General features: G+C 64.7%; 12 protein-coding genes. 6 read left to right on the forward strand and 6 right to left on the reverse strand.

Annotated features, from left to right (window positions below; all coding sequences use genetic code 11):
* Positions 1-178: 178 nt before the first annotated feature.
* Together AC1DSJ_RS09890 and AC1DSJ_RS09895 are read left to right on the forward strand one after the other, a co-directional pair.
* A complete protein-coding gene (locus tag AC1DSJ_RS09890; RefSeq protein ID WP_441371350.1) occupies positions 179-607 on the forward strand; it encodes a YjjA family protein in 429 nt (142 codons plus the stop codon).
* An 81-nt stretch (positions 608-688) separates the two neighbouring features.
* A complete protein-coding gene (locus AC1DSJ_RS09895) occupies positions 689-1465 on the forward strand; it encodes a fused MFS/spermidine synthase (protein WP_441371351.1) in 777 nt (258 codons plus the stop codon).
* Here the strand turns inward: AC1DSJ_RS09895 and AC1DSJ_RS09900 are convergent.
* From AC1DSJ_RS09900 to AC1DSJ_RS09925, 6 genes are all read right to left on the reverse strand, one after another.
* Complete coding sequence (locus tag AC1DSJ_RS09900; RefSeq protein ID WP_175170650.1) at positions 1458-2384, reverse strand: hypothetical protein; 927 nt, start codon at positions 2382-2384, stop codon at positions 1458-1460. The genes AC1DSJ_RS09895 and AC1DSJ_RS09900 overlap by 8 nt on opposite strands.
* Positions 2381-3484, reverse strand: a complete 1104-nt coding sequence (locus AC1DSJ_RS09905; RefSeq protein WP_441371352.1) for a type IV toxin-antitoxin system AbiEi family antitoxin — start codon at positions 3482-3484, stop codon at positions 2381-2383. The genes AC1DSJ_RS09900 and AC1DSJ_RS09905 overlap by 4 nt, the downstream gene beginning before the upstream one ends.
* Before the next feature lie 91 nt (positions 3485-3575).
* Complete coding sequence (locus AC1DSJ_RS09910) at positions 3576-5843, reverse strand: FdhF/YdeP family oxidoreductase (protein ID WP_441371353.1); 2268 nt, start codon at positions 5841-5843, stop codon at positions 3576-3578.
* A gap of 113 nt (positions 5844-5956) precedes the next feature.
* Entirely contained in the window at positions 5957-7264 is a 1308-nt protein-coding gene (locus AC1DSJ_RS09915; protein WP_441371354.1) for a chloride channel protein, read from the reverse strand.
* Between the two features lie 161 nt (positions 7265-7425).
* Entirely contained in the window at positions 7426-8868 is a 1443-nt protein-coding gene (locus AC1DSJ_RS09920) for a M81 family metallopeptidase (protein ID WP_441371355.1), read from the reverse strand.
* A 31-nt stretch (positions 8869-8899) separates the two neighbouring features.
* On the reverse strand, positions 8900-10147 hold the full coding sequence (locus AC1DSJ_RS09925; RefSeq protein ID WP_441371356.1) for a D-amino acid dehydrogenase: 1248 nt from the start codon (positions 10145-10147) through the stop codon (positions 8900-8902).
* Positions 10148-10544: 397 nt separating this feature from the next.
* Between AC1DSJ_RS09925 and AC1DSJ_RS09930 the strand changes: the two genes are divergently transcribed.
* Genes AC1DSJ_RS09930 through AC1DSJ_RS09945 form a run of 4 tightly spaced genes read left to right on the forward strand, consistent with a single transcriptional unit; the run spans position 10545 to position 15532 of the window.
* Positions 10545-11984 (forward strand): M81 family metallopeptidase, encoded by a 1440-nt coding sequence (locus tag AC1DSJ_RS09930; protein ID WP_441371357.1) that lies wholly within the window; start codon positions 10545-10547, stop codon positions 11982-11984.
* 57 nt (positions 11985-12041) lie between these two features.
* The gene (locus AC1DSJ_RS09935; RefSeq protein WP_441371358.1) at positions 12042-13634 is read left to right on the forward strand and encodes an ABC transporter substrate-binding protein; all 1593 of its coding nucleotides are present in this window, start codon (positions 12042-12044) and stop codon (positions 13632-13634) included.
* Positions 13635-13665: 31 nt separating this feature from the next.
* Complete coding sequence (locus AC1DSJ_RS09940) at positions 13666-14601, forward strand: ABC transporter permease (RefSeq protein ID WP_175170643.1); 936 nt, start codon at positions 13666-13668, stop codon at positions 14599-14601.
* Positions 14602-14620: 19 nt separating this feature from the next.
* Positions 14621-15532 carry an ABC transporter permease gene (locus AC1DSJ_RS09945; RefSeq protein WP_054421104.1) on the forward strand — a complete coding sequence of 304 codons (912 nt, stop codon included), beginning with the start codon at positions 14621-14623 and terminating at the stop codon, positions 15530-15532.
* Positions 15533-15535 lie beyond the last annotated feature (3 nt).

Here is a 15535-nt window from a genome sequence, read left to right on the forward strand (position 1 = left end):
AGGGGTATATCCCGTTAACGGCAGGCGATATAAATACTTAACGTGTGTACGGAATTGCGCGATGTTGCCAAGGCGTGACGTTGCGAATTCAATTGCTACGGCGATCGGGATTCGTGCGCCGGATCTCCTATAGTTTTCCGGACGGGTCCGCTGGGCGGGCCGCTTCTGGGAGCACATCATGCGCATCCAATTCCGGCATTTCATCAGTGCGGCAGCACTGGTTGCAGCGCAATGCGTCGCGGCAGGGGCGCACGCGCAACTGCTCGATTCCGTGAAGGGACAGATGGAGGGCCTGGGCGGCAGCACCTCGTCCCTGTCATCGCTCAGCGCGGGCAGCGCCGGCAACGCAGCCGGCGTATTGCAGTACTGCATCAAGAACAACTACCTGAGCGGCGGCGACGCGCAGGCCGTGAAAGACAAGTTGATGGACAAGCTGCCAGGCGGCGCCAGCAAGGCCGAGTCCGATACGGGTTACACCTCTGGCGTGCAGGGCATCCTGAAAGGCAGCGACGGCAAGTCGCTTGATCTGAGCGGAAGCGGCCTGAAGAAAGAGATCACCCGCCAAGCCTGCGACCAGGTGCTAAAGCAAGGCAAATCGTTCCTGTAGACGGCTGGGCGCAGGTGGCAAGCGGGTGACGTCTGCCATGCGGATGGTATCTTGTGCCTGTTTTCACCCTCTGCCCTGCCCATGTCCGACTCTTCTTTTCCCGCCGACGCATCGCAACCTGACGAGCCGGCGGCCATCCACCGGCCCTTCGTCCAGAATGCCGGCACGCGCCGCACGCTGCATTTCACGCAGAAGGAAATCCAGAGCAGCATGTCTGTGCTGAACCCGGATGCGCTGGAAATCGAATACACGCGGATGATGATGGGCTTCGTGCTGTTCAAGCCCGAACCCGCCCGCATTCTGATGGTGGGGCTGGGCGGCGGCTCATTGCCCAAGTTCTGCCATCGGTATCTGGCCACCACCCAGATTGAAGTGGTCGAGATCGACCCCGCCGTCATCGCCCTGCGCGACACCTTCATGGTGCCGCGCGACAGCGAGCGCTTTCAGGTGATCCAGGCCGACGCGGCCGATCACATGCGCGACGTGTCGGACCACGCCGACGTGATCTTCCTGGACGGCTACGGCGTGGGCGGCATCCCCGACGCGCTCTGCTCCGAAGCGTTCTACGCCGACTGCTACCGCGCGCTGCGCGACGACGGCATCCTGGTGATCAACTTCCACGTCAACCACCCCATGCACCACGACTACCTGGACCGCGTGCGCGAATCGTTCGGCTCCGCGATGTTCGAAGTGGTCGACGACGACATGACCAACAGCATCGTCTTCGCCTGCAAGGGCGATCTGCTGAACGACCCCGCCGCCGCAGAGCTGAAACGCCCGGCGTCCATCCCCAAAGACGCATGGCGCCAGCTGATGCCGACGATGCGGGTGATTGGGGCGACGCTGGAGCTTAAGTAGCGGCTTCGTGCAAATAGGATTGGCCTGTCTTGGCGCTGATCCTTGCCAGCACGTGGCTGACCAGCCCGCTCACTTGGCGTAGCGCACGTATGCGCGTGTCGGCGTGTTCGCGGTCGAAGCCGTGAAAATTGACGAAGGCAGCGGGGCCTTCCTTGCGATAGCCTTCAACGTCAGCATCGTCGCAGAACCGGCGTGACAGGGCGTGCAATGCGGCGTTCAATGCCTTGCATTGACGCCCCTCCACCAGCCTTGCACTGAAGTGATCCGCCAGCGTTTCGGCGTCCCGCCAATAAGTCATGACATGGATAAGATCGGCGGCGTCTTTGGGTTCATGGCGTTGATCAAACGCCAGAGCCTTGAGCACGATGAAGGCCACGGCATCCGCGTAGCGGATGGTTTCCTGCGTGACGCCGCCCTGGTTGGGCAAATCAACCTGTACGACCCGTTCTTCGAACCAGTCGTGGGTAAGTCCCGCGTAGAGGATCTGGCATGCGGATACGGCTTCACCATCCAGCAGTGCTAGCCGCGCACTCTGTTCGGGGTCATCGGTATGCGTCAGGAATTCGACCCGAATCGGGAGCCCGTTCAGCTCATAGACCCATTGCCATGTACTGACGACGCCCTGGCGCGGGTGGTATCGCTGGAATCCGGCGGCCTGTAATTGCCGCTTCAAGGAGTCATAGGCGCCTCGTTCGGCCAAGAGCGCAACATCCAAAACAACATCGACGTCTGTTGTTCCCACATGCGGGGGAACGTCAGGCAGCGCCTCGGGCGTCAGATATCTCGGCACAAGCCCGCCGATCAATCTCAGGTTTCCTTTGAACCCTGCGAATGCGCGCAACAGGATGACAAGCACGGTCTCGCAATCGCGGGTGATGTCGGCGCTGTAGGCGTGCGCCGACTTGGGCTTTTCGTTCAATGCTCGGGTTCCAGATGCAGAACGTGGCGGCGGAATTCCTGCGCCAGTTCTTTATTGCGGCCATAACCATTCAGCAAATCCAGATATTGGATGAACCGGTTGGCAACGTTTGCGCCAGTCTGCCCGCTTTCATCGTCAAGGAACATCATTGAGGCCCCTTCGCGCTCAATAAATAGGACGTTTGCACCCTTTTCGGCCGGTTCTAGACCCATTTCACGGCCCCACGCCTGCGCTTGCCCGGGCGGCACGATGACCTCAACGCGCTCAACCTGGGTCAGATGCGGGAAGGCCGCATTCGCGGCTGCGGCACCGGTCAGTGCCCAGTGTTCTTTCTGCCGAAGTGTGTGAAGCAAGGTGTCGCGCAGCGAGGTTCGCGGGGGCGAAAACAGGAAGTACCGCGATGTCGTATCGCGCCGCAACGTCCACGCTTGCGCCCAGGCGTCCAGCAACGCGTTGGCATCCCGCAGCCGACGGCGCAATCGAGGGCCGTTGCCCATCGTCTCGACCCAGTCTTCGCGTTGGAGCGCTTGCATGGTGAGTGAGACGGTGTAGGGCGATGTGCCTGCCAGTGAAGCGAGCTCGGCGCCAGAGATGAATCCGTCGCTCTGATGTCGCGCCGCATGCTGAAGCAACGCCAGCACGACTTGCTCGCGAGCCCCCGTGAACAAGGCCGCAGGCCGGCGGGGGCGCGAGGGGGCCGCACGTTCGATATCAACGAGCCACGGCTGGTGTTTGAAGAACAGCGTCCCGCTGTGATCGAAGTAGCCGATGCCGCGTTGCCGAAGATCTGATCGCGCGCCCGGACTCAAGCTGTCCGCGACAACCACGCCGGCTACTGAGGATGCGTTTGGCTGCGCACGTTGAAAGTCCTGGATATGCGCAACAGCGGACGGGATGTCTCGCGGATAGCCTGCGCGCATGATTTCAACCGCCAGCGTCAAGGCGTCGCCGGTTGCAAGACGGAGGTTGACGGTGGCGTCCAGCCGGCTTGCGCCTATCGAGACATCGCGCCGGATGCGGGCGACCGATGCGCCCGTGCGTTCGCAGAACGCTTCCAGAAAGGCCGCCAAGGAATCGGAGGATGAGCGAACGTTAGCCATATAAGCAAGATTTGCTGCGCAGCAAATATAGGAGTTCTGCCAAATATAGTCTCAAGTGGCAGAAACTCCCTAACGGCTCACTCCGGCGCTGTTATGCCACTTTCCGAATCACCACCGGAATCGACTTATAGCTGGGCGTGCCGCTTTGCTTGTCCTGATAATCCAGTGGGCACAGATCATTGGCTTCCGGGTAGTACGCGCCGACGGACCCCGCGGCGATGTCGTATTCAATGGCGGTCAGGCGCAGGTGGCGGTGGGATTCGCCGGGCAGGCTGGTGTGGATGTCGACTTCGTCGCCGGGTTCCAGGCCGTGCAGCTTCAGGTCGGACGGATTCATGAACAGCACGTCGCGGCGGCCGAACACGCCGCGGTAGCGGTCGTCCAGGCCGTAGATGGTGGTGTTGTATTGGTCGTGGCTGCGCAGCGTGGTCAGTTTCAGGCTGCCGGGGGCGGTGGCGGCAACGTCTTCCTGCAAGCCTTTGAACGGCAGGAATTCGGCGCGCCCGGATGCGGTCTTCCAGATGCGTTCGGTGGGCGGCAACGACAAGCGGAAGCCGCCGGGTTTCAGGATGCGTTCGTTGTAGCCGTGAAAGTCCGGGTAGACCTTTTCGATCAGGTCGCGGATGCGGTTGTAGTCTTCAACCAGGTAATGCCAGGCGATGCGGCTGCCGGGCAGCGTAGCGGCTGCGATGCCGGCGATGATGGCGGGTTCCGAGCGCAGGTGCTCGGACGCCGGCGCCAGCTTGCCGCGCGAGGCATGCACCATCGACATCGAATCTTCGACGGTGATGGACTGCGCGCCACTGGCCTGCACATCGCTTTCCGTGCGGCCCAGCACGGGCAGGATGATCGAATCGTGGCCAATCAGCAGGTGCGACCGGTTCAGCTTCGTGTTCATGTGCACCGCCAGATCCAGGCGGCGCATGCCGGCCGCGCATTGGCTGGTGTCGGACAGCGCCATCGCCAGGTTGCCGCCCAGGCAGATCAGCGCCTTCGCAGCGCCGTCGACCATCGCCTTCATGGCGTCAACGGCGTCATGCCCGTGGCGCTCGGGCGGCCGGAAGCCGAAAGTCTTTTCGAAGTTGTCGAACATCACGGGGTCGATCTTTTCGGTGATGCCGACGGTGCGGTTGCCTTGCACATTCGAATGCCCGCGCAACGGGCAGATGCCGGCGCCGGGCTCGCCGAAGTTGCCGCGCATCAGCAGCAGCGCCGCAATCTGCTGCACGTTCTGCGTGCCGCGCGCGTGCTGGGTGATGCCCATGCCGTAGGTGACGATGGTGGCGTTCGACTTGGCGTAGGCGGCGGCGACGAGCTCCAGCTCGGCGCGCGTCAGGCCGCTGGCCAGTTCGATGTCGGACCAGGCGGTGTCGTCCAGGTCTTCTACGTAGGCGTCAAAGCCGTGGGTGTGTTCAGCGATGAAGGCGTGGTCCAGGACGCCGGGTGTGGCGCGGTCTGCGTCCACCAGCGCTTTCATGATGCCCTTGAGCGCGGCCGCGTCGCCGCCGACCTTCACCTGGTAGTACGTGGAGGCGATGCGCGTTGACCCCATGGTGCCCATTTCAATGGGGTTTTGAGGATCGGCGAAGCGTTCCAGCGCACGTTCGCGCAAGGGGTTGAACACGATGATGGGCACGCCGCGGCGGGCGCATTCATGCAAGGTGCCCATCATGCGGGGGTGGTTGGTGCCGGGGTTGTGGCCCATCGAGATGATCAGGTCGCAGGTGTCGAAGTCGTCCAGCGACACCGTGCCTTTGCCGATGCCGATGGCTTGCGGCAGGCCGACGCTGGTGGCCTCGTGGCACATGTTCGAGCAGTCGGGAAAGTTGTTGGTGCCAAGCTCGCGCGCGAAGGCGCTGAACAGGAACGCGGCTTCGTTCGACGCGCGGCCCGAGGTATAGAACTCAACCGAATCCGGGTCAGGCAGGCTGGCCAGCGTGCGGCCGATGCGGGCGAAGGCGGCGTCCCATTCGATGGCTTGGTACGTGTCGCTGGCGGCGTCGTAAATCATCGGATGCGTCAGGCGGCCGGCGTCTTCCAGGTCGTGGTCGCTCCAGGTCAGCAATTCGGTGACGGTGTGCGCAGCGAAGAAGTCGGGCGTGACGCGCTTCTTGGTGGCTTCCCACGTCACCGCCTTGGCCCCGTTTTCACAGAACTGGAAGGTGGACGTGTGAGCCTTGTCGGGCCAGGCGCAGCCGGGGCAATCGAAGCCGTCGGGCTTGTTGGTGCGCAGAAGCAAAACAGGCGCTTCGGCAATGCGCATCTGGTCCGCCACGGCTTGGGCGGTGGCTTTCAGCGCGCCCCAACCGCCTGCGGGGGCGTCGTAGCGTTGGATGCCGGTAAGGTTGCGTGACTTCATGAAAATCTCGGGTCGGGAGGTGTTGCGTGCCGGGTCAGCGGGATAAGGCGGGATAAATCGGGATCAAGCGGGATAAAGCGGATTCAAGCGGATTTAAGCGAATTCAAGCGAATTCAAGCGGATTCAGGCCGCGGTGCGCGGGCGGCATCGGCGCTGCGGGCGGCGCGGGCCGCGCAAAAACGATGGGTTACCGCAGAGCCTGCCACAGCCAGGATCATCGGCACCAAAAAACCCTGATCTACACGCGTGAATTCGAGAATCAGCACGATGGCCGTGAGCGGCATGCTCATGGACGACGCCAGAAACGCCGCCGCGCCAACGACGGCATAGGCGCCAGGCGGCCCGTCAGGCCAGGCCAGGCTCCACAGCCCGCCCAGCACAACGGCCATCAAGGCGCCGATGGCGATGCCCGGCGTCAGCAGCCCGCCGGACGCACCTGCGCGCAGCGAACTGGTGGTGATGGCCACCTTCAGCACGAGCAGAATCGCCGCCATGCCTATCGTCAGCTCGCTGCTAAAGCCCAGTTGCGCCGGTCCTTTGCCGTTGCCCAGCAACGCAGGCAGAACCATCGCCAGCCCGCCGATCATGGTGAAATTCAACAAGGCCGTCACGGGCAGCCGCCATCCGCGTGCGGCGCGGCGGCGGGCGGCGGTGGTCAGCCGCACAAAGCCATACGCGGCGCAGCCAAACAGCGGCCCTGTCACGACGGACCAGACGATCAGGCTGGCGCTGACTGACATGTCGGGAACGAGGTATTGGATGTCGTTGCCCAAGCCCGCCCACGCCACCACGGCGCCGATGCAGCAGGTTACCAACGCCAACATGGCGGCGGGCCATGCGAAGGTGCCCAGCAACACTTCCAGCACGAAAAGCGCCGCGCCCAACGGCACGTTGTAGACCGCAGCCAGCCCCGCGCCCGCGCCGCAGGCGACGATCATCCGGTGTTGGTCGGGCGGCAGCCGCAGCCACGCGGCAAGCCGGCTGGCGGCCAGCGCGCCCACTTCTCGCGGAGCGACTTCGCGGCCCAACGGTGAGCCCAGCGCTACGGTGATGATTTGCAGGGTGGCGTGCGCCAGGGTCGTCATGGCGGGCATGCGCAGGGCGGGGTCTTGCACGGCCTGCGTCACGCTGACCAGCGGCCGTCCGTAGCGGTAGATCAGCCACCATCCGCCGCCCGCGATCAGCCCGCACAGCATCAAGACACCCAAGCGCCGCTCGCCGCTGGCGGCCTGGACGCCTTCCAGGAAGGTCTCGTGGCTGATGATGTGATCCAGGCTGTAGCCATAGGCCACGTGCTGGACCGCGTGCAACAGCATGCCGAGCAACATGCCGCCCAGGCCGGCAAGCAGCCCGGTCAGCAGCGCGGCGGCGATAAGGCGGGAGTGGAACTGCGGCGGATCGGTGGCCGGGGCTTCAGTCATTTCAGGATGGCTCCTGTCCGGGGCGGGCGAATTCGCCCGGGAACGGTTCATGATGAAGCACTGTATGCCAACTGGCGTCAACGAATTGTGAACACGTGACGCTGTTAATACCAATGGATGACGCGGTCATTCCCAATCGAAGGGAGACCGCCAGGCGCGCCCTAGGCGATGGGCCACTTTGGCAGGCGGATCTTGCGGTAAGGCAGGCTGCGCCAGTCCGGGCTGGCGGAACCCGGCGCGGCCACGTACACCACGGCGCGCGCCAGGGGCGCATAGCGGGCGTAGAAATGATGCGCCGATTTCACGACGATGAGCCGTTGCGCGGTCAGATCGCAACCCAGCTGGGTGAAGAGGTCGGTGTGATAGGCCTGCGTGCGCAGCGACACCAGCGCGATCAGGATGCCGTCCGCGTCGACCAGCGCGCAATCACCCAACGCGATTTGCGTATTGGAGTTGCCGGTCATCATCATGTTGGCGTGCGTGGCCACCACGCGGCAGCGCGCGTCGACGGGCGCGCCTGACAGCGGGCCGACCTTTCCGCCGATGCGCAGATCCAGCTCGGCACCCACGCCCGCATCGAACGCGATGCGCGCGGCAACCGGGTCCCACATCGGGCCGAGCGCGGCGTTGCGGATGCCGCGCTCTCGCATGCGCGCCAGCAGATAAGTGGAGTCGCCGGCGGCGCCGCTGCCCGGGTTATCGGACCGGTCGGCCAGCACAATGGGTCCGCCATCGAACGCCAACGCTTCGTCCAGCGCTTCATCCACGCTGCGGTACGGCACCATCAGCTGTTCACGCATGCCGATCAGGTCGTCGGCAAGCGTGCGCGCAAGCGTCTGCGCGCGGGCCACATCGCCGTCGGCATAGACCAGCACCTTCGTACCCATCTCTGGCACATCGCCCGTGGCGAAACCCTGCGCCACCGAGATGGACAGAATGCCGTCGCGCCCTTCCAGCGCCTTGATGCGGCTGACGAAGCTGCGTGCCGGCTCGCGCGTGGTGTGCATGGGCACGACCATGTCGCAATCCGCCAGGGCGGGCGCCGGGTGCTGCTGGCGCAGGTGCGCTGCGTGGCACAGGTCCACGAGTTCACAGGCGCGCTCGTAGACGTCGATGTGCGGATACTCCTTGAACAGGACCAGCACCGTCGCCTGCTCCACCATCAGCGGCGTCAGGTGCGCGTGCGGGTCCAGCTCGGCGCCCACGATGACATCGGGGCCGACCAGCGCTCGCACGCGTTGCAGGATGTCGCCTTCGCAGTCGTCGTAGCCATCGGCCACCATGGCGCCATGCAGGCCCAGCAGCACCATGTCCACCGGCAGCGCGGCGCGCAGGTCGGCAAGCAGCTCGTCGCGCAGGGTTTCATAGGCGGCGCGTGTGGTGGTGCCGCCCGGCTGCGCCGAGGCCACCAAGCCTTCGATGACGGTCCATCCATATTCATCCGCGCGTTGGCGCGCGACCCACAAGGGGCCACCGTAGAACGTCATGTGATCGGGGTGCGTGCCGGCAGGCAGATACTCGCGCGACGTGAAGGCGGCCAACCCGGTTGGCAACGGCGAAAAGGTATTGGTTTCAGTGGCGAGTGCGCCGGTGAAGATACGCATGAGACGGCTCCAAGGCGCGCGCGGCGCCCGTTCAGGGTTGAAACGGCGCGGCGTCGATGGGCAAGGCGCTGCCGCTCATTTGCGCGGTCAACAAGGCCGCGCTGCCGCAGGCCAGCGTGAAGCCCAACGCGCCTTGGCCGATGTTCAGCCACAGGTTGCTGGCGGCGCGGCTCTTGCCAATAAGCGGCTTGCTGGTTGGCGTGGCGGGGCGCACGCCCGCCCAAGCCAACGCGCGCGTCAGGTCCAGCCGGGGAAACGCTTCGCCTACCTGTCGCCGCAACGTCGCCAGCCGCGATGCGTCAACGTCCGCGTGCTTGGCGCCGATGTCCACCATGGCTGCGATGCGCAGCACATTGCCCAGGCGCGCGTAAACGATGCGCCGTTCGTAGTCGGTGACGCTGATGGCCGGGATATCGGCGGTGTCGGCGGTGATCGGCACGCTCAGGCTGTAGCCCTTGAGCGGGTAGAGCGGCACGCGCTGGCCCAACGCCGCCAGCAGCGGCCGGCTGCCGATGCCGGAGGCCACAACGAACGCATCCGCCTGCACGTCACCCGCCGGTGTTTGTGCGGCGACGATGCGGCCGCGTTCGCGCCGCAAGCCTTGCACGCGGGTGTTCATGTGGACGCTTACGTTCCCCGCGCTGTGCAGCCGCTGGAATAGCGCACCGGTAAAGCGATGGCAGTCGGCCGTCTCTTCGCTGGGGGTATAGACGGCGCCCGCAATACGCGCGCCCATGCCGGTAAGGGCGGGCTCTGCCGCCAGCGTCTCGTCACGCGAGAGCACGCGCTGGTCCGTGCCGTGCTCGGCCTGGTAGCGCACCAGCGCGGCGGCCTTCTCCAGCTGCGCGGCGTCCCGAAACACGATGAGCTTGCCGGTTCGGGACAAGCCGAAATCCATGGGCGCTTCCGCCAGCAAGGCGTGCAAGGTGTCGCGGCTGAGATAAGACAGCGATAGCAGTTCCGCGGTGGATGCGCGCGACACCGACGCGCGGCATGCCCGCAAAAATCCCGCCAGCCAGAACCATTGCGACGGGTCGAAGCGATAGCGCAATCGCAGCGGCGAATCGCGCCGGAACAACCAGCCCGGCATGTCCGCCAATGCGCCCGGGCCGGCAAGCGGCGCCACATAGCTATAGCTGAGCTGCCCGCCGTTGGCGAAGCTGCTGCCCAGCGCCGGTTCCGCGCGTTCGTCCACCAGCGTGACCTCGTGGCCCGCCCGCGATAACAGGTGCGCCGTCGTAACGCCGACCACGCCCGCCCCAATTACGCATACCCGCATGACTCGCCTCGTAGGTTCAGGTAGGGCACGATTCTGAGCCGCGTGTGTGTGGCTGAGCAAATTCCAAAACACGCGCTATCCATAACCTTGCGATATGTGTGTGGCGACGCGTTGCCGCCCTATCGTTTTCCCTAGCGCACGCACATCTCTGGGGCATTTCCCCCGCTTTTTTCCCGAAAAACGCGCACACCATAACCTTGGGTTATCCATAGCCGCACGTTAGCTATTTGTGCCGCGGGTGCCCGGCCGCCGATGATCCGCATACGGAACGCAGCGCCACCTTGTTGAACAGGCAGGCGATGACGGATAACCGGCCTATACAAGGGGAAATGATGACGTCTTACCGGATCGCCGCGCGTGCCGCGGCGCTTGCGCCAGCCTGTCCGGGAGCGCAGCCATGAAGGTCTTCAGCGCCGGTCTTGGCACCGAGACCAACACCTTCGCGCCCATGCCCACCAGTCTTGCCGCCTTTCAAGAGCGCGACTACTACCCGGCGGGCACGCACCCCGATTCCGTCACCTTCGCAGGCGCGCCGCTCTATGTGGCGCGTTTGCAGGGCCGCGAAGCCGGCTGGACGCTGGTGGAAGGGTTGGTCGCTTCGGCACAACCGGGGGGCAACACGACGCGCGCCGCCTACGAAACCTTGCGCGACCAAATTCTGTCGGACCTGCGCGCCGCGCTGCCCGTGGACATGGTGCTGCTGGGCCTGCATGGCGCCATGGTGGCCGATGGCTACGACGACTGCGAAGGCGACATCCTGCAACGCGTGCGTGCGCTGGTCGGCCCCGATGTCATCGTGGGCGCCGAGCTGGACCCGCACGCGCACCTGACGCCGCTGATGGTGGAACAGGCGACGGTGCTGGTGCTGTTCAAGGAATATCCGCACACCGACATCCGCGAACGCGCAGAAGACCTGCTGGCCTTGTGCCTGGACGCGCACGCCCGCCGCACGCGGCCTGTGGCGGCGCTGGTCGACTGCCAGATGATCGTGCCCATGCACACCACGCGCGAACCGGCGCGCGGCTTTGTCAGCCGCATCAAGGCGCTGGAAGGACGCGACGGCATTCTGTCGATCTCGGCCGCGCAAGGCTTCGCCACCGGTGACGTGCCCGAGATGGGCACCAAGGTGCTGGTCTATGCCGACGGTGATGCGGCCGCGGCGCAAACGCTTGCGCGCACGCTTGCCGACGAACTGATCGGCATGCGTGAACAACTGATGGTGCCTTACCGCAGCGTGGATGAAGCGCTGGACGAAGCGCTGGCGTTCGATGGCGGCCCGGTGGTGTTGGCCGACCGGCCCGATAACCCGGGCAGCGGCGCGCCGGGCGACGCCACCTTCGTGTTGCGCCGCATGCTTGAGCGCGGCATCACGAATGCGGCGCTGGGGCCCATGTGGGACCCGGTTGCCGCGCGCATCGCGTTCGATGCGGGCGTGGGCGCCGAGCTGGCCCTGCGCATCGGCGGCAAGGTCGGCCCGCTATCGGGTGACCCCGTCGACCTGCGTTGCACGGTGCTTGCCGTGCAGGCCGAAATGGTGATGACCGGCCTGTCTGGCGCGCCCGCGCCGATGGGCGACTGCGTGCTGGTCGAGGCGCAGGGCATCCAGATCGTGCTGACTTCCGTGCGTAACCAGGCCATCAATATGGATCTTTTCACGCAGCTGGAATGCGATCTGGCGGCCAAGAAGATCATCGTGGTCAAGTCCGCGCAGCACTTCCACGCGTCGTTCTCCAAAGTGGCGCGCCACATCATCTATGTGGGCGGCAAAGGCGTTGCCACGCCGGATTGGAAGACGCTGACGTATCGCAACATCCGGCTGCCGAAGTGGCCGCTTTAAGATCCTGCCGGCGCACAGCCGCCGGCGAATCCACCAATTTGATGGGAGCCTAGTGCGATGAAAAACCGCCTGCTTTGCCTGTTCTCGACGACGACGCTGGCGCTGGCCTGCACCCTGGGTGCGGCGACCGCGCACGCGCAAGCCAACACGTCGCCCAAGACGTTGCGCATCGTGCCACACGCCGATCTGAAGGTGCTTGACCCCACCTTCACCACCGCCTACATCACGCGCAACTTCGGCTACATGGTCTACGACACGCTGTTCGCGATGGATACGCACAGCAAGCCGCAGCCGCAGATGGTTGAGAAGTACGAGGCCAGCGACGACAAGAAGACGTGGACGTTCACGCTTCTGTCCGGCTTGAAATTCAGCGATGGTCAGCCGCTGACCACGGCGGATGTCATCGCGTCGCTGGAACGCTGGTCGGCCCGCGACAACATCGGGCAGGCCATCACGCGCGCCGGCGGCAAATGGGAAGCGCTGGACGATACGCGCTTCAAGCTGACGCTCACGCAGCCCTTCGACATGGTGCTGGACGGCTTGGCGAAGGTGTCCAGCTACCCCGCGTTCATCCTGCCCAAGCGCCTGGCGTCGCAGCCGGCGACCCGCCCGTTGACCGAAGTGGTGGGCTCTGGCCCTTACGTGTTCAAGCGCGATGAATGGGTGCCGGGCAGCAAGATCGTGTTCGAAAAGAACCCGCACTACATCGGCCCCAAGGCGCCCGCAGACGGACTCGCAGGCGACAAGACGCCGCACATTGGCCGCGTGGAATGGCGCGTGCTGCCTGACTCCAACAGCGCAACGGCCGCACTGACCAACGGCGAAGTCGACATGATCGAGCAGGCGCCCGCCGATTACATCGACGCATTGCGCGCCAACAAGAACGTGAAGATCGGCGTGCTGGAACGCGCTCAGGGCTACATCATCCTGAACCAATCCATGCCGCCGTTTGACAACCCGAAGGCGCGCCAAGCCATTGCGCATCTGGTGGATCAAGACAAGTTCACGGCCGCCATGGGCTACCCGGACGACCTGCGCATGAAGTACTGCGCCACGGTCTTCATCTGCGGCGGCCCCAACGACAGCACGGCCGGCGCGGCGCCTTACGCCAAACCCGACCCGGCGCTGGCCAAGAAGCTGCTGGCCGAAGCGGGCTACAAAGGCGAGAAGCTGGCGATTCTGCTGCCGACCGATCTGGCCTATCTGAATTCCGCCACGCTGGTCGCCATTCAGGCCTTGCAGGACATCGGCGTCAACCTGGACATTCAGTCGATGGACTGGGCCACGCTGACCGCCCGCCGCGCCCGCAAAGAAACGCTGGACAAGGGTGGCTGGAACATCTTCCTGTCGGCGGCCTCCGAGTTCAACGTGGACTCGCCCATCAGCAACACGTATCTGGGCGCGGTGTGCGGCAACAGCCTGCCGGGCTGGCCGTGCGACAAGAAGCTGGATGAGCTGCGCGAGCAGTGGATTTCCGCCACCAGTTCGGACGAGCGCAAGCGCGTGCTGGATCAGTTCCAGGAACGCGTCTACGAAATCTTCCCCGTGATTTCCATCGGCCAGTATTCGCGCGCTTTCGCCGCGCATAACAGCCTGAAACACGCGGACAAGATCTGGAGCTTGCCGAACCTTTGGGTGCTGGACAAGTAGTCCGCCGCCGTTACCGATACGCGAGACAACTATGGGTTACATCATTCGGCGCGTGCTGGCCATCGTGCCTGTCATGGCGGTGGTGGCAGTGATCGTGTTCCTGCTCATCCACCTGTCGCCCGGCGACCCGGCGGCGTTGATTGCCGGCGACTTCGCCACTGCCGAGGACATCGCCAAGCTGCACACGGCGCTGGGCCTGGACGAGCCGCTGTGGCGCCAGTTTGGCCTGTGGGCGGCCAAGCTGATGCAGGGCGATCTTGGCACCTCCATCTTCACTCAGGTGCCGGTGACGCAGCTGTTGTCGCAGCGGGTGGAACCCACGTTGTCGATTGCCGCCATCACGATGCTGGTGTCGATTCTGGTGGCGGTGCCGCTGGGCGTGCTGGCGGCCTACCGCGCCGGCACCTGGATCGACCGCCTGGTCATGCTGTTCGCCGTGCTGGCGTTTTCGTTGCCGGTGTTTCTGGTGGGCTACCTGCTGATCTACGGCTTTGCCGTCAAGTTGCAGTGGCTGCCGGTGCAGGGCTACGTCAGTTTGTCCCAAGGCGTCGGGCCGTGGCTGCGCAACCTGACCTTGCCGTGCATCAACCTGGCATTGGTGTACATCGCGCTCATCACGCGCATGACGCGGGCGACGGTCGTCGAAGTGCTGCACGAAGACTACATCCGCACGGCGCGCGCCAAAGGCCTGGCGGTGCTGCCGGTGCTGGAGCACGCGCTGCGCAATGCCGCCATTCCCATTGCGACAACGGTGGGCGTGGGCATCGCGCTGCTAATTGGCGGCGTGGTCGTGACCGAAACCGTGTTTGCCATTCCGGGTATTGGCCGGCTGGTGATCGACGCCGTTCAGCATCATGACTATCCGGTGATCCAGAGCGTGCTGCTGATTTCGGCCGGCGCCTACGTGCTGATCAATCTGTTGATCGACCTCAGCTACCGGCTGTTCGATCCGCGTATCCGCTATTGACCCGCCGCGGGAGAACACCATGTCTGATAATTCCCTTTCCAACGCTGCGGCCCCCGCGCCCGCAGCGCCCATTCTGCTGCACGAGGCCTTGACGGCCAGCGGCCGGCGCTGGCGCTGGGTGCGCAAGCATCCGACGCTGATCATTGGCTTGGTGCTGCTGCTGATCGTGGCGGGCCTGTCGATTGCCGCGCCGTGGATCGCCACGCACAACCCCATTACGATCAACCCCTTGCAGCGCTTGAAGCCGCCGTCGGCGCAGCACTATTTCGGCACCGACGCGATGGGCCGCGATGTGTTCAGCCGCGTCGTGTGGGGCGGGCGCGTGTCGCTTGTGGTGGCGATTGTGGTGGCGCTGGTGGCCACGCTGTTGGGCGTGGTGCTGGGGCTCTTGGCCGGCTTTGTGCGCTGGGCCGACGCCATCATCATGCGCATCATGGACGGCATGATGGCCATCCCCGACATCCTGCTGGCCATCGCCTTGATGGCGGTGATACGCGCCAGCCTCACGACGGTGATCATCGCCATTGCGATTCCGCAGGTGCCGCGTGTGGTGCGGCTGGTGCGTTCGCTGGCGCTGACGCTGCGCGAACAGCTGTACGTGGAAGCGGCGCACGCCATCGGCACGCGTCTGCCGGTGATCCTGCGCCGGCATGTGTTGCCCAACATGGTGACGCCGCTGGTGGTGCAGGCCACGTTCATCGCGGCCACCGCCGTGCTGACCGAAGCGGTCTTGTCGTTCCTGGGCGTCGGCGTGCCGGCGCAGGTGCCTAGCTGGGGCAACATGATGGCCGACGCGCGCAACTATGTGGCCGTGGCGTTCTACACCATCCTGTACCCGGGCATTCTGCTGGCCATCACCGTGCTGGCGATCAACCTGATGGGTGACGGCCTGCGCGATGCGCTGGACCCGCGCCTGACCAACCAACGCTAGGAG

Source organism: Achromobacter sp. 01N37, from assembly GCF_056399725.1.

Excerpts from the sequence above, each read along its gene's own strand:
- AC1DSJ_RS09890 (WP_441371350.1), top strand. The coding sequence starts at position 179 with ATGCGCATCCAATTCCGGCATTTCATCAGTGCGGCAGCACTGGTTGCA.
- AC1DSJ_RS09895 (WP_441371351.1), top strand. The coding sequence starts at position 689 with ATGTCCGACTCTTCTTTTCCCGCCGACGCATCGCAACCTGACGAGCCG.
- AC1DSJ_RS09905 (WP_441371352.1), bottom strand. The coding sequence starts at position 3,484 with ATGGCTAACGTTCGCTCATCCTCCGATTCCTTGGCGGCCTTTCTGGAA.
- AC1DSJ_RS09910 (WP_441371353.1), bottom strand. The coding sequence starts at position 5,843 with ATGAAGTCACGCAACCTTACCGGCATCCAACGCTACGACGCCCCCGCA.
- AC1DSJ_RS09915 (WP_441371354.1), bottom strand. The coding sequence starts at position 7,264 with ATGACTGAAGCCCCGGCCACCGATCCGCCGCAGTTCCACTCCCGCCTT.
- AC1DSJ_RS09920 (WP_441371355.1), bottom strand. The coding sequence starts at position 8,868 with ATGCGTATCTTCACCGGCGCACTCGCCACTGAAACCAATACCTTTTCG.
- AC1DSJ_RS09925 (WP_441371356.1), bottom strand. The coding sequence starts at position 10,147 with ATGCGGGTATGCGTAATTGGGGCGGGCGTGGTCGGCGTTACGACGGCG.
- AC1DSJ_RS09930 (WP_441371357.1), top strand. The coding sequence starts at position 10,545 with ATGAAGGTCTTCAGCGCCGGTCTTGGCACCGAGACCAACACCTTCGCG.
- AC1DSJ_RS09935 (WP_441371358.1), top strand. The coding sequence starts at position 12,042 with ATGAAAAACCGCCTGCTTTGCCTGTTCTCGACGACGACGCTGGCGCTG.
- AC1DSJ_RS09940 (WP_175170643.1), top strand. The coding sequence starts at position 13,666 with ATGGGTTACATCATTCGGCGCGTGCTGGCCATCGTGCCTGTCATGGCG.
- AC1DSJ_RS09945 (WP_054421104.1), top strand. The coding sequence starts at position 14,621 with ATGTCTGATAATTCCCTTTCCAACGCTGCGGCCCCCGCGCCCGCAGCG.